At 55.4% G+C, this 13,211-nt stretch carries 13 protein-coding genes; 7 read left to right on the top strand and 6 right to left on the bottom strand.

Features of this window, described 5'->3' with window-relative positions; all coding sequences use genetic code 11:
* Both TH468_RS03485 and TH468_RS03480 read right to left on the bottom strand, forming a co-directional pair.
* Complete coding sequence (locus tag TH468_RS03485; protein ID WP_231858231.1) at positions 1–384, bottom strand: response regulator transcription factor; 384 nt, start codon at positions 382–384, stop codon at positions 1–3.
* Between the two features lie 68 nt (positions 385–452).
* Positions 453–2,036, bottom strand: a complete 1,584-nt coding sequence (locus TH468_RS03480) for a helix-turn-helix domain-containing protein (protein WP_085642207.1) — start codon at positions 2,034–2,036, stop codon at positions 453–455.
* Between the two features lie 201 nt (positions 2,037–2,237).
* Here TH468_RS03480 and TH468_RS03475 point away from each other — a divergent pair, with 201 nt between their 5' ends.
* From TH468_RS03475 to TH468_RS03455, 5 genes are all read left to right on the top strand, one after another.
* Positions 2,238–3,599: an ABC transporter substrate-binding protein gene (locus tag TH468_RS03475; protein ID WP_085642206.1), complete on the top strand. Its 1,362-nt coding sequence runs from the start codon at positions 2,238–2,240 to the stop codon at positions 3,597–3,599.
* Between the two features lie 133 nt (positions 3,600–3,732).
* Entirely contained in the window at positions 3,733–4,749 is a 1,017-nt protein-coding gene (locus TH468_RS03470) for a branched-chain amino acid ABC transporter permease (protein ID WP_085642205.1), read from the top strand.
* Position 4,750: 1 nt separating this feature from the next.
* Positions 4,751–5,914, top strand: a complete 1,164-nt coding sequence (locus TH468_RS03465) for a branched-chain amino acid ABC transporter permease (protein WP_085642204.1) — start codon at positions 4,751–4,753, stop codon at positions 5,912–5,914.
* Positions 5,915–5,917: 3 nt separating this feature from the next.
* Positions 5,918–6,679, top strand: coding sequence for an ABC transporter ATP-binding protein (locus tag TH468_RS03460; RefSeq protein ID WP_085642203.1), 762 nt, complete (start codon positions 5,918–5,920; stop codon positions 6,677–6,679).
* Complete coding sequence (locus tag TH468_RS03455) at positions 6,676–7,428, top strand: ABC transporter ATP-binding protein (RefSeq protein ID WP_085642202.1); 753 nt, start codon at positions 6,676–6,678, stop codon at positions 7,426–7,428. Before TH468_RS03460 ends, TH468_RS03455 begins: the two co-directional genes overlap by 4 nt.
* Before the next feature lie 119 nt (positions 7,429–7,547).
* Here TH468_RS03455 and TH468_RS03450 read toward each other — a convergent pair whose 3' ends face one another.
* Positions 7,548–8,018: an Lrp/AsnC family transcriptional regulator gene (locus TH468_RS03450; protein WP_085642201.1), complete on the bottom strand. Its 471-nt coding sequence runs from the start codon at positions 8,016–8,018 to the stop codon at positions 7,548–7,550.
* A 142-nt stretch (positions 8,019–8,160) separates the two neighbouring features.
* Here TH468_RS03450 and hppD point away from each other — a divergent pair, with 142 nt between their 5' ends.
* Together hppD and TH468_RS03440 are read left to right on the top strand one after the other, a co-directional pair.
* Entirely contained in the window at positions 8,161–9,273 is a 1,113-nt protein-coding gene (gene hppD, locus TH468_RS03445) for a 4-hydroxyphenylpyruvate dioxygenase (RefSeq protein WP_085642200.1), read from the top strand.
* Between the two features lie 498 nt (positions 9,274–9,771).
* Entirely contained in the window at positions 9,772–10,080 is a 309-nt protein-coding gene (locus TH468_RS03440; RefSeq protein WP_085642199.1) for a hypothetical protein, read from the top strand.
* Positions 10,081–10,256: 176 nt separating this feature from the next.
* On the opposite strand, the gene TH468_RS03435 is transcribed toward TH468_RS03440, so the two are convergent.
* From TH468_RS03435 to TH468_RS03425, 3 genes are all read right to left on the bottom strand, one after another.
* Entirely contained in the window at positions 10,257–11,570 is a 1,314-nt protein-coding gene (locus TH468_RS03435) for a TRAP transporter large permease (protein WP_085642198.1), read from the bottom strand.
* A complete protein-coding gene (locus tag TH468_RS03430; RefSeq protein WP_246832199.1) occupies positions 11,570–12,037 on the bottom strand; it encodes a TRAP transporter small permease in 468 nt (155 codons plus the stop codon). The genes TH468_RS03435 and TH468_RS03430 overlap by 1 nt, the downstream gene beginning before the upstream one ends.
* A gap of 65 nt (positions 12,038–12,102) precedes the next feature.
* Positions 12,103–13,161, bottom strand: a complete 1,059-nt coding sequence (locus tag TH468_RS03425) for a TRAP transporter substrate-binding protein (protein WP_085642196.1) — start codon at positions 13,159–13,161, stop codon at positions 12,103–12,105.
* Positions 13,162–13,211 lie beyond the last annotated feature (50 nt).

The raw sequence follows: 13,211 nt of genomic DNA, 5'->3' as shown, positions 1-13,211 counted from the left end.
CTAGTTCCGGTCGCCAGCCAGCATGGCTTTGACGCGTGAAACCACATCGCGGGTGGAAAACGGTTTGGTGACAAAGTCGTCAACGCCAAGCTCAAGTCCTTTGCGTCGGTCGACCTCACGGGTTTTGGCCGTCAACATCATGATCGGAACGGGACGGGTTTGAGGATTTTCGCGAACGGCGCGGACAACATCAAAGCCGTCACAGCCCGGCATCATGACATCAAGCAGAACCATGTCAGGAAGGTCGCGCACAATCATTGCGATGGCCATCTGGCCATCGGTTGCAACGCTGACGTCATAGCCTTCCTTCTCCATCAGAAAGCTAAGCGATTCGACGATGGTTTCCTCGTCCTCGGCTATCAGGACCTTCGGTCTCTCCGTCACGGACGTTCTCCCCAATATTCGAATTATTATATATTCGATCCTAACCGGTTATTGCGCGAGTTTTAATGCTACTTTGGGGTGGTATGGATCTCGTGCCCTGTATCGGCAACCGCATAGGCGCGCTGCATGCATTCCATACGTGGGCATTGACGGCATCCAATGCCAACCGGAACTGCGGCCTGCGGGGTATCAAGCGGTAATCCGTCTGCATAAACAATGTCACGGGCAAAGGCCGTGTCGCAACCGATCATAACGGAATAAACCGATTGCGGCACCCTATACCCTCCGGCACCAGTGCGCACCGCACGCGCAATAAAAAGATATTCGCTTTCATCGGGCAGGCGAACAAACTGCGGTATTACCCGTTCTGGCGTCAAATAGGCTTCGTGAACTACCCAACGAGGGCAGGCACCGCTGTAACGCGGTAATTGCAGGCCGGATGCCGAAAAACGTTTGGAAATATTGCCAGCAATATCGGTGCGCATGAAGTGGAACGGAATGCCTTCTGCACCCGGGCGGCGCAAGGTCGTCAGGCGGTGGCAGACCTGCTCCCAGCTTGCGGCAAAGCGTTGCTGCAGCAATTCGATGTCATGCCGCAAAATCTGGGCCTCGGCCCGGAAGCTGTCATAGGGGAACAGAAGGGCGGCCGCGAAGTAGGATATCAGGGCCTCGCCTGCGCGTTGGCGGGCGGCATCGGTGCCAAGGTTGGCGCGGTCCAGGATGTCATTGACCGTATCCTCGCCTTCCAGTCGGCAAATGATCCGTGCAGCATGAAAGCGTGTCGAGGTGATCGGCATCGCGCGCGAAAACCGAAGATGGGAATCCGCGCGGTTCCAGTCGAACCCAGATGCGGGCAAATCTTCGGGGGGCAAACGATCAACCCGGATTTGATGATGTCGTTCCAGATGCTTGATCAGGTCGGTCAGAAACAATCCACCTGCGGGATCAATGACAGCCCGCATCTCATCCGCCCGATCTTCGAGTGTCGGGAAATAGTTGGCATTGTCATAAAGCAGGTCGTCGACTTCCTCGGCGGGGCTGGCGGCAGGGCGTCCGGCATCACCGCGTTCAAGGAAGCTGAAAATCTCGGTTGCTGATTCTGCCAGTCTTTGGGATTCCCGGACCAGTGTGGCGTTGAAGCGCGCCCGTTGTTCGGCAGGCAGGTCATCGTAATCGTCAAAGATTTCGGCAACTGTTCGGATTGACGTGATGCGGGTCAGGATTGAATGGCTGGCCTCGGCCAGGAACGGATCGTGGCTGAGCCGTTCGGACAGATTGTCGATTTCCTCTAGCCCGTTGCGATAGGCGCGATAAAGCGACAGGAAGGCGGAAATCATGCCCGGTGCTGCTGCGATCATTGCCGGAAATTCACGCGGGATCAGCGGTGTTTCACGAAAAACCGGATCGGTTGAGGCTTCACCAAGATCGGCAAGCAGGCGGCTTTCTTCCGACCCTGACAGGGCATGGGGCTGGATTTCAAGCGCGCTTGCCAAACGCAGCAGTAATCCACCGCCAATCGCACGGCGGTTATGTTCGATCAGATTGAGATAAGAGGGCGAAATTCCCGCGGCCTTGGCCAGGGCATTCTGTGTCAGGCCGATATCTTTGCGCCGTCCGCGAATACGATGTCCGATAGGTGCCTGACGGGACATGGCGTGCCCTTTTCTTGACAAAATTTACAAATTTTCATTTGAGTTGTTCATATATTTACAAAAAAACTGTTCTTGTTCAATCACATATTGATTCATTTTCAACTAGTCCCCATTGTTTTGACAGGTCGACAAAAACATTAACCAAAAAACGCGGCCTCAGATTTTTCTGAAACGCATCCCAAGACATTGGGGAGGAAAACCATGTCGGAGACCAAGAACACCCGAAATGTATCCCGTCGTACGGTTCTTAAAGGAACGGCTGCGACAACCGGGGCTGCGCTAATTGGCGCATCATTCCCGATGCATTTCATCAAAGATGCCCATGCACAGACTTTCCGGGGCGACCCGGGTAGCTCGGGCAGCGTCAAGTTCGGTTTTAACGTTCCGCAGTCCGGTCCGTATGCCGATGAGGGCGCCGATGAATTGCGCGCCTATCAGCTCGCTGTGAAACACCTGAACGGTGAAGGCGATGGCGGTATGCTTAATACCATCAAGCCGCTGGAGCTTAAGGGGAATGGCGTTCTGGGCAAGAAGGTCGAATTCGTGACCGGTGACACCCAGACCAAATCCGATGCGGCACGTGCTTCGGCAAAGCGTATGATCGAAAAAGACAATGTTGCAATGATCACCGGTGGTTCGTCATCCGGTGTGGCCGTGGCCGTGCAGGGTCTGTGTCAGGAAATGGGCGTGATCTTCATGGCCGGTCTGACTCACTCGAATGACACCACCGGCAAGGACAAAAAACGTTATGGCTTCCGCCATTTCTTCAATGCGTACATGTCCGGTCAGGCGATTGCGCCGATACTGAAGGAAGAATATGGCACAGATCGTCGTGCCTATCACCTGACGGCGGATTACACCTGGGGCTGGACCCAGGAAGAATCGATCAAGGCCGCAACCGAAAATATCGGCTGGGAAACCGTGAACACCGTTCGCACACCGGTTGGTGCGGGTGACTTCTCGCAATATATCACGCCGGTTCTGAACTCTGGCGCGGATGTCCTGATCCTGAACCACTATGGCAAGGACATGGTCAACTCGCTAACACAGGCGGTTCAGTTCGGTCTGCGCGACAAGCAGGTAAATGGCAAGAACTTCGAAATCGTCGTTCCGCTGTATTCCCGTCTGATGGCACAGGGTGCCGGTGATGCTGCAAAAGGCATTCTGGGGACCACCAACTGGCACTGGTCATTGCAGGATGCCGGTTCGCAGGCGTTTGTGAAATCGTTCGGTCAGGAATACGGCTTCCCGCCGTCACAGGCCGCTCACACCTGCTATGTCCAGGCACTGCTTTATGCAAATGCCTGCGAAATGGCCGGTACTTTCGCGCCTTGGGAAGTCATCAAGCAGCTTGAAGGTTTCGAGTTCGATGGTGCGGGCAATGGTCCGACCCTGTATCGCGCAGAAGATCACCAGTGCTTCAAAGACGTTCTGGTCGTGCGTGGCAAGCAGGAGCCGCAGTCCAACTTTGACCTTCTTGAAGTGGTCAAAGAGGTTCCGCGCGCGCAGGTCGAATATCCGGCCGATATGTTCGGCGGGGAACTCGGCCCGTACAAGGTCTGATCCCCTTTCTAACGCAACAGGCCGGGCCGACTGTCATTTGATGGTCGGCCCGACTGCCCCGACGGGCGCTGTCTTTGGCAGTCGCTTTGGCTTTCTGTTCGTTAAGTCCTTTTGAACATGCGGCGGATAATCAATGGACGCTATATTTCTTCAAATCCTGAACGGTCTGGACAAGGGGGGCGCTTATGCGCTGATTGCCCTTGGTCTGACCCTGGTGTTCGGCACGCTTGGCGTGGTGAACTTTGCCCATGGTGCCATCTTCATGATCGGCGCCTTTTGTGCGGTGACGCTGGAAAAAATCCTGACACTTTCCGTCCGGGTCAAGGACGAGTCAGTCACCTTCTTTGATGCCTACAAGGAAACGCCTTATCTTGAAGTCTGGTTTGGCGATACCGGCACGGCGATTATTGATTGGTCTGTGCCGTTATCAATCATCCTTGCCATTCCGGTCATGCTGGCGATTGGCGTGATTATGGAACGCGCACTGATCCGGCATTTTTATAAACGGTCCCATGCCGAGCAGATCCTTGTGACATTCGGTCTGGCGATCGTGTTGCAGGAACTGATCAAATCTTTCTTCGGGGCGAACCCGATCCCGCAGGGTGCGCCGGAAATTGTTGCCGGTTCCGCCAATATCGGGGCGTGGATCGGCCTTGGGGAATCCGTGGTTTATCCATGGTGGCGTCTGATTTATCTGCTGTTTTCGACAATTATTATCGGTCTTGTTTTCTCGTTCCTGCATTTCACGACCTATGGAATGGTAGTGCGTGCCGGCATGGCCGACCGTGCAACGGTCGAACTGCTTGGCATCAATATCGAACGTCGCTTTACCATCGTGTTTGGCATGGCTGCGGTGGTCGCAGGGTTGGCGGGTGTGATGTATACGCCTGTCTTGCCGCCCGATTATCACCTGGGGATGGACTTCCTTGTCCTGTCCTTTGTCGTCGTTGTTGTTGGTGGCATGGGATCGCTCCCGGGGGCGGTTCTGGCAGGTTTCCTGCTTGGTATCCTGCAATCCTTCTCGTCGATGACCGAAGTGAAAGACATCTTTCCCGGTATCGACCAGATCATCATCTACCTTGTTGCCGTCGTGATTCTGCTGACCCGTCCGCGTGGTCTGATGGGTCGACGGGGCGTGATGGAGAGCTGACATGTCAAATACTCAAATCGTCTCGCCCAAGCAGGACCTGATTTATATGCTGGTTCTGTCGGTCGTGGTCCTGACCATGCCGATCTGGCTCAAACCATTCGGCGCGGCCTATCCCGACCTGATGCAGAAATTCATGATCTTTGGCATCTTTGCCATTGGTTACAACATTCTGTTTGGCCTGACCGGGTATCTTTCATTCGGTCACGCAGCCTTCCTTGGTGTCGGGTCCTATACCGCGGTCTGGTCGTTCAAATTGCTGTCGATGAATGTCCTTCCGGCGATGATCTTTGCCGTGGCGCTTTCGGGATTGTTTGCGCTTCTGATCGGCTATGTCTCGTTGCGTCGTTCGGGGATTTATTTCTCGATCCTGACGCTGGCCTTTGCGCAGATGTCCTACAATCTGGCTTATTCGGTTCTGACGCCGATCACCAACGGGGAAACCGGGCTGCAACTGACACAGGGTGATGCCCGTGTTCTGGACCGAATGGCCGGGATTGAAGCAACTGCCGGTCTTCCGTCGCCCAACCTGTTTGGCATAGAGGGCATCGGATATTCCGGCTTTTACATCTGCGCGGTTCTTCTGATCATTTCGTTCTTTATCTATCTGCGCATCTTCCGTTCACCTTTCGGGTTGAAGTTGCGTGCGATCAAGTCGAACCAGAACCGGATGGGGTATACCGGCTATAACACCCGCCCGTATCTTATGACCGCCTTTGTCATTTCGGGCATGTATGCCGGTCTGGCCGGGTCGCTTCTGGCGGTGACCGATCCGCTGGCCGGGGCGGAGCGCATGCAGTGGACGGCATCGGGCGAGGTTGTTCTGATCACCATTCTTGGCGGTGCGGGAACACTGATTGGTCCGTTGCTTGGTGCCGGGATCATCAAGTATTTCGAAAACATCTTTTCGGCCTTTAATGATCAGGTTCTGCAGAATGCGTTTTCGTTCCTGCCGGACTGGCTTGGCCATGCGGTGGCATCGGTTGCAGGTCTGTTCGTTGGTGATGGCTGGCATCTGACCCTTGGTCTTGTCTTCATGCTGATCGTGATCTTCCTGCCCGGCGGGGTGATGGAAGGGATCAATCGCCTGTGGCGTCTGATCCGGAACCGTTCAACATCCTTCGAGAATCACGAAAAAGAACAACAACCTTCGACGAGGGAGGTCTGATCGATGTCCGACTACATTCTTGATGTTACCGATGTCGACAAGAATTTCGGCGGCCTTCGTGCCCTGTCCGACATCAACCTTCGGGTCAAGGAAGGAACGGTTCATGCCATCATTGGCCCGAACGGTGCGGGAAAATCGACGTTGCTTAACGTGATTGTCGGTCGTCTTGCACCAAATCGCGGGCGGGTTTTACTGGGTGATGAAGTGCTGACCGGCAAGCATCCCTACGAGATCAATCAGCTTGGCGTGGCGCGTGTTTTTCAGACCCCGGAAATCTTCCCGGATCTGTCATTGCTGCAAAATGTGATGGTGCCTGCCTTGGCCAAGCGGGATGGCGAGTTCAATATGAGCTTCCTAAAAAGCCTGTTTTCGGAACGCGAAATTCGCGCCGAGGCGGAACATATGCTCGAAGATGTCGGATTGATCGAGCATAAGGAACATCTGGCCGGTTCCATGTCGCGTGGTGACAAGCGCCGTCTTGAGCTTGCCATGTGCCTGAGCCAGCGGCCGAAACTTTTCCTTCTGGATGAACCGACCGCTGGCATGTCGCGACATGATACCAACCGCACGATTGATCTGCTGAAACGGATCAAGGAGCGCGGGATGACCAAGGTGATTATCGAACATGACATGCATGTGGTGTTCAGCCTGGCGGACCGCATCAGTGTTCTGGCGCAAGGCGCGATCATCGCCGAAGGCACCCCGGAAGAGGTGCGCAACAATCCCAAGGTCAAGGAAGCCTATCTCGGAGGGGAAACGGTATGAACGCGGTCCCGACAACAAAACCCGTCACCAAACAGGGCGGTGATCCGGCCTTTTTCTCGGTCTATGATCTGCATGCCTATTATGGCGAAAGCTATATCGTTCAGGGTGTCAGCTTCGATATCCGCGAGGGCGAAATCCTGGCGCTGCTTGGTCGCAATGGTGCGGGCAAAACATCAACCCTGCGTGCGCTGGCGCGCATGGATGATCCGGAGCTCAAACATGGTGAAATCTGGCTTGATCATCAGCCGCTTCACAAGATGAAGGCATGGCAGGCCGCGAGGCTTGGTCTGCAGCTCGTGCCCGAAGATCGCCGGATCATTCCGGGCATGACGGTTGAGCAGAATCTGGAACTGGCGCAGATTGCCGAACCAATCGGCTGGTCGATCCAGCGCATTTACGAGCTGTTCCCCCGTCTTGGTGAACGTGCCGAGCAGGAAGCCATCACCCTTTCGGGTGGGGAGCAGCAGATGCTGGCAATCGGCCGTGCATTGGCGCGTGATATCAAGCTGCTGTTGCTTGATGAACCTTATGAGGGTCTTGCACCGGTCATCGTGCAGGAGATTGAAAAGACACTGGAAAGTGTCAAGAAACTCGGCATCACGACGATCATTGTTGAACAGAACGCCATTGCAGCGCTTAAACTTGCGGATCGCGCGATCATCATGGATAGCGGGCAGATCGTGTTTGATGGCTCGGCACAGGCGGTTCTCGATAACGAGGAACTGCGCGACCAGTATCTTGCGATCTGATCTTGTGAGCTTACAGGGGGAGGCTCCCGGCATCTTTGGGTAAGGGTATGTCGGGATGTCAAAAGACCGCGCCCGATGGCGCGGTCTTTTCGTGTTCGGGGCGTGTCACGCGGGCGCTGTTATTGCGCCTCCAGAGCCAGTCCCTCGAAGTCCTTGAGCACGTTAAGCACAATCGAGGTTTTGACATGCTGCACGGAATCGTGAGGCAGCAAAACCTCGTTCACGAAATGCGAAAGGGCGGCAAGGTCCCTGGTCACGACCTTCAGGTGATAATCCATTTCCCCGGTCAGGGAATAGGCTTCCAGCACTTCGGGAAGGTTGGCCAGCAGTTCGGAAAACCGTTTGGCATTGTCGCGATTGTGGGTGGCCAGGGTCACGGAAATTACCACCATCAGGCCAAGGCCCATTTTTTGCCGGTCAATGTCGGCGCGGTATCCGCGAATGAAACCTTCGGCCTCGAGCCGGGCGCGGCGGCGCGAACATTGCGACGGCGATAATGCGATCCGTTCTGACAGGTCATTGTTGGTCAGACGCCCGTCGCGTTGCAATTCGGCAAGCAGTTTCAGATCAAGTTTATCAAGTTGCGTCATTCATGCACCATTTTGATAATCTGCGCATGATATGTGTATGAAATACCGAAAATCAACCGTGAATGCACGCACATTGCGGGCGATCTGGCGCAAGATAGGTCCATAACAAGAACCTTTCTAATTCCAGATCAAGGAGCCTTCGATGGGACCGTTTCCACATGATGCCCCCCGCGCAACGATCACTGCCGATAACCCGGCCGGAACGGATGGCTTTGAGTTCGTCGAATTCGCCCATGAAGAGGCCGAAAAGCTTGAAACCCTGTTTACGCGCATGGGCTATACGCCGGTTGCCAAGCACAAATCAAAGAACATCACTGTCTGGCGTCAGGGTGACATCAATTACATCCTGAATGCCGAGCCCGGTTCGCACGGGATGAAGTTCGTTGAAAAGCACGGCCCCTGCGCGCCGTCGATGGCGTGGCGTGTGGTGGATGCCAAACATGCCTTTGATCACGCGGTTTCCAAGGGGGCGGAGCCATATCTTGGCGATGACAAAACCCTTGATGTCCCGGCAATTGTCGGCATCGGCGGGTCGCTTCTGTATTTCGTCGATGCGTATGGTGAAACCGGTTCGGCCTATGACGCGGAATTTGACTGGCTGGGCGAACGCGACCCGAAACCCGAAGGGGTCGGTTTCTATTATCTCGACCATCTGACGCATAATGTCTATCGTGGCAATATGGATAAATGGTGGGATTTCTATCGCGACCTGTTCAATTTCAAGCAGATTCACTTCTTTGATATTGCTGGTAAAATTACCGGTCTGGTCAGCCGCGCGATTACATCGCCGTGCGGCAAAATCCGTATTCCGCTAAACGAATCAACCGATGATAAAAGCCAGATCGAGGAATACCTCAAAAAATACAAAGGCGAAGGTATTCAGCATATCGCGGTTGGTACGGATGGCATTTATGACGCGACCGACAGGCTTGCGGCCAATGACCTTAAATTCATGCCCGGTCCGCCCGATACCTATTACGAAAAGTCCCATGACCGCGTGCAGGGGCATGACGAGCCGATCGAGCGCATGAAAAAACATGGCATCCTGATCGATGGCGAGGGCGTTGTGGATGGCGGCATGACCAAAATCCTGTTGCAGATTTTCTCGAAAACCGTGATCGGTCCGATCTTCTTTGAATTCATCCAGCGCAAGGGCGATGAAGGCTTTGGCGAGGGCAATTTCCGCGCCCTGTTTGAAAGCATCGAAGAAGACCAGATCCGTCGCGGCGTTCTGAAAGTCGATGCGGCGGAATAGGGCAGTTGAGCAGGGTAGGCGGATTAAATTGCGCCTGCCCAAGTTATTGAAAAAAATAACATTCTCGCCGTGCTGAGCTTTGGGGGGGGGAATTTTTTTTCCGGATTTTTGTAAAAAGTTCTTGATTTGTTCTTTTTATTGTGTCATAAAGATAAAGTCAACAGGACAAATGGGTCCGGAGACAAAACCCGCAAAGCGTGATCCGCTTTTGCGGGTTTTTTGCGTTTCGGGCGGCAAAAACAGGAATGGGATGATGGGGCAGCGACCTGACAGGATGACATGGCGGGGACGGCGTCGCCAAAGGGACGTCAATGGCGCATGGAAAAGTCATTACGGCGGTGGTGCATCCGGGCCGTGAGGCCGTCGGAAATTTACAAAAAACTGTGGTTTATCATGACGGGAGAGATGTGCCTTTGGGGCAAGGGTTTTGGTTCGGGGCAGGGATAGTCGGGGCGAAGTTGGTCCGGTCCAGTTCAGTCCGGTCGGTGAAGCGTGACAATGCCGAGAATCAGCGGGCCCGAATTGCGCCCGGATTGGGGCGGCACGGGATCGTTTGGCCGGGTTGCCGGGGTGGCAGACAGTATCGCTTGCCAGCGGGCTGGTGGATCGTTCGGAGATGCCGAAAGGTTGGTGATCGATGGCGGGATTTGTGTCTGCCATGCAGCAACGCTGCTGCCCTTTGGGGCGAGGTGCGTTTTGGGTCAACCGAGAGCGACGGGTGTTTTTTTCGGAGCGGCGTGGTCCGTCTGGTCGGTGGCGTTTGGCGATGCCGGGGCTGTGGGGTGGCTGGATTGGCTTGGTGATTGATCAAATCGTCATTCCGGGCGCAGCGAAGCGTAGACCCGGAATCTGTGCGCCATTGAAAGAGGCTGGATTCCCGCTTTCGCGGGAATGACGATCAGGTTGGGAATGCTTTGTCAGCGGTCTGGGGTTGGGCTGCGTTTCCAACTTGGACCGAAAGCGGCCAAGCCGGGGCCTGATCGCTAGTAGGCACCAAACCCCAGAAGATGGGGCAGCCACAGGACCAGACCGGGGATAGCGACCATCAGGATGACGCGGATGAAATCGGCGGCGAGGAAGGGCAGGATGCCGCGTGACAGGGTGGTGATGGTCATGTCGGACGACACGCCCTGAATGATGAACAGGTTCATGCCAATCGGGGGCGTGATCAGGCCGATTTCAACAACCGATACCAGAACAACCCCGAACCAGACCGGATCATAGCCGACGCCGGTAATCACGCCATATGCCGGAACCACCGTCAGAAGGATCATGGAAAGGCTGTCCATGAAGCAGCCGAGTACGACGTAAAACACCAGAAGCGCGATCAGAACGACTAGCGGCGAGTACCCTTGCGTGGTGATCCAGTCCACGAGAGTCTGGGTCAGGCCGCTGGTTTCGATGAAGAAATTGAAAAGGGCCGCCCCGATCAGGATCAGGAAGATCATCCCGGTCATGCCAGCGGTTTCGCGAATGCCGGTGCGTAAAACCGTCCAGTTCAGCCGTTTGCGCAGGAACGCAAACAGCAATGCGCCACCGGCACCAACAGCCGCGGCTTCTGTGGGGGAAAACAGGCCAGCATAAATCCCGCCGATCACCAGAACGATCAAGACGATGGCATCCCACATGCGCAGCAATGCGCCCCAACGCTGCGACCAGGGGACATAGTCGCTGACCGGGGCCAATGAAGGATTTCGCATGACCTGAATGCGGATGGAGGCGATGTAAAGCACGGTTGCCAGAAGGCCCGGGATCATCGCACCGGCAAACAGCGCGCCGATGGATTGTTCGGTCATCAGGGCATAGATCACCAGCAGAATTGAGGGCGGGATCAGAACGCCAAGCGTGCCGCCCGCGGCAATCGATGCCCCGGCAAGACTTTTGGCATAGCCACGTTGGCGCATTTCAGGAAGGGCGACCCGACCCATGGTCGCACAGGTCGCAAGCGATGATCCGCAAATCGCGCCAAATACCGCGCTGGCCCCGATGCTGGATGCGGCCAGGCCGCCCGGACGATGGCCGGAAAATGCGGTGATACCGCGAAACAGATTGCCCGATAGCCCGGAATGAGAGGCAAACACGCCCATGAAAATGAAGAGCGGCACCACCGAAAGGCCATAGGGGAATATCGCCTCGAACGGGAGGCTTGCCATGACGTAGCTTGCCGACATCCAGTCGGTCAGAAGCAGGGTGCCGATGATGCCGACAACCGCCATTGCGACCGCGACCGGCACCCGCAAAAGGGCCAGTGCGAGAGCCGCCACAAACCCGATCAATCCCGCCCATTCCGTCGCCATCAGTTATTCTCGTCCGTTAAAAGCAGTTTTAGAAATTGCACAAGACACACCAGTGTCGAGATCGCCATGCCGGTCAGAAGGAAGGCCCAGAACAGGATCATCGGGATCGCAAGGTTCTGCGACACATCGCCATAGGTCCATTGTTCCATCGCACGGCCCCACGACAGATAAAGCAGGAAGGCCATCAGCCCGGCGCATAAAAGCGGGATCAATCGATCAATGGTTTTAAACAGGATGCGAAGGCGGTTCTTGCCGATCAGGTCAACCGTGACATGGGCATGGGCGCTAAAGGCATAGGGGATCGCCCATGAGGCGGCGGCCATAACGCAAAACTGGGTCAGGTCGACTGCCCCCACCAGCGATTGCCCGCCAATGCGCCGCCAGATGATATCGACAACCACAATGGCAATCGCCCCGATCAGGGCCGCCATGCCGACAAAGGCCAGAATGTCGGTCAGTCGGTTCATCAAGTGATCCATTTGGTGAACCGCGGCATAAAGCCGCGATCCACCGGATTTTTCAGCGCGATGCGTCATTTGTCGCCAGCGTGATATTTGGCATCAAATTCCGAGATCAGTTCCTGTGCGCGTTTATAGATGGCGTCGGGGTCGGAGACGCCCTTTTCCTTCAGCCCGGCCAGATATTCCTGGATCATCGGCTGGGATGCTTCCTGCCATTTGGCACGGGTGGCGTCATCGATCGTGATGATTTCATTGCCGTGCTGCTGCGCATTGGCCTTGCCAACGGCTTCCCATTTGGTCCACCAGTCGCCAAATTTTCCGACAAGGACGTCGCCTGAAATCTCGTCAATCGCGGCACGGACATCATCGGGCAGGCTGTCATATTTTTTCTGGTTCATCACGAAATAGAAGCCGGCGGTATAGGCCGCGGCATCGGTGTGATATTTCAGAAGTTCGTTGGCCTTGACCGCGTTGACCAGATCCCAGGTGGCAACCAGACCTTCGATATTGCCCTTTTGCAGGTTTTCGTAAATCGCCGAGGGCGGCAGGCCGACCGGGGATGCGCCAAAGGATTCCAGCATGGCCGAAATCGCCGGGCTTGGCGTTCTGAGGCGCAGGCCCTTGAGATCGTCAAGGGATCGAACCGGGTTATCAAGGGTGTGGATCAGGCCGCCCGGGTGGGTGAACAGGGCAAGGAGCTTGAAGTCTTTATAGTCGCTGCCAAGCAGGCCTTCCTTGTAAAGCGTCCAAAGGGTTTCAGACCCGGAATCGGCATATTTCACCAGAAACGGCAGTTCAATGATCGAGGCGGCCGGATAGCGGTCACGCGGGATGCCGTTCAGGCCAACAGCCATATCCATCACGCCCGCGCGGACCTGATCGGCCTGACGGTCGATTTTGCCAAAGGCCGATGTCGCGTCATAAATTTCGACTTCGACCTTGCCGTTGGTTTTTTCCGACAGTTCCTTGCCCCAGCTTTCGAGGAAGTCTTTCTGGAAGCCGTGGCTTGGCGGCAGATAGTGGCTGACCTTTAGCGTGATGTCGGCGGCATGGGCCATGCCCGCACCGGCCAGAATGGTTGCCCCGGCCAGAAGCCCAAGCAGTGTGTTGCGAAGTTTCATCGGTTTCATGTTCCTCTCCCTGTTTTCTGATCATGTGTTTGATCGTGCTTTTGATCGGT

Origin of the sequence: Thalassospira sp. MCCC 1A03138 (genome assembly GCF_002115785.1) — a bacterium.
In the GTDB taxonomy this organism is placed as follows: Bacteria; Pseudomonadota; Alphaproteobacteria; order Rhodospirillales; family Thalassospiraceae; genus Thalassospira.
Note: the sequence above shows the minus strand (reverse complement) of the source record. Positions and strands in the feature narration are given on the sequence as shown.

Bases quoted from the DNA above. Each gene is read 5' to 3' on its own strand.
- TH468_RS03480 (WP_085642207.1), bottom strand. From the start codon at position 2,036: ATGTCCCGTCAGGCACCTATCGGACATCGTATTCGCGGACGGCGCAAA.
- TH468_RS03475 (WP_085642206.1), top strand. From the start codon at position 2,238: ATGTCGGAGACCAAGAACACCCGAAATGTATCCCGTCGTACGGTTCTT.
- TH468_RS03470 (WP_085642205.1), top strand. From the start codon at position 3,733: ATGGACGCTATATTTCTTCAAATCCTGAACGGTCTGGACAAGGGGGGC.
- TH468_RS03465 (WP_085642204.1), top strand. From the start codon at position 4,751: ATGTCAAATACTCAAATCGTCTCGCCCAAGCAGGACCTGATTTATATG.
- TH468_RS03460 (WP_085642203.1), top strand. From the start codon at position 5,918: ATGTCCGACTACATTCTTGATGTTACCGATGTCGACAAGAATTTCGGC.
- TH468_RS03455 (WP_085642202.1), top strand. From the start codon at position 6,676: ATGAACGCGGTCCCGACAACAAAACCCGTCACCAAACAGGGCGGTGAT.
- TH468_RS03450 (WP_085642201.1), bottom strand. From the start codon at position 8,018: ATGACGCAACTTGATAAACTTGATCTGAAACTGCTTGCCGAATTGCAA.
- hppD (WP_085642200.1), top strand. From the start codon at position 8,161: ATGGGACCGTTTCCACATGATGCCCCCCGCGCAACGATCACTGCCGAT.
- TH468_RS03440 (WP_085642199.1), top strand. From the start codon at position 9,772: ATGCCGAGAATCAGCGGGCCCGAATTGCGCCCGGATTGGGGCGGCACG.
- TH468_RS03435 (WP_085642198.1), bottom strand. From the start codon at position 11,570: ATGGCGACGGAATGGGCGGGATTGATCGGGTTTGTGGCGGCTCTCGCA.
- TH468_RS03430 (WP_246832199.1), bottom strand. From the start codon at position 12,037: ATGAACCGACTGACCGACATTCTGGCCTTTGTCGGCATGGCGGCCCTG.
- TH468_RS03425 (WP_085642196.1), bottom strand. From the start codon at position 13,161: ATGAAACCGATGAAACTTCGCAACACACTGCTTGGGCTTCTGGCCGGG.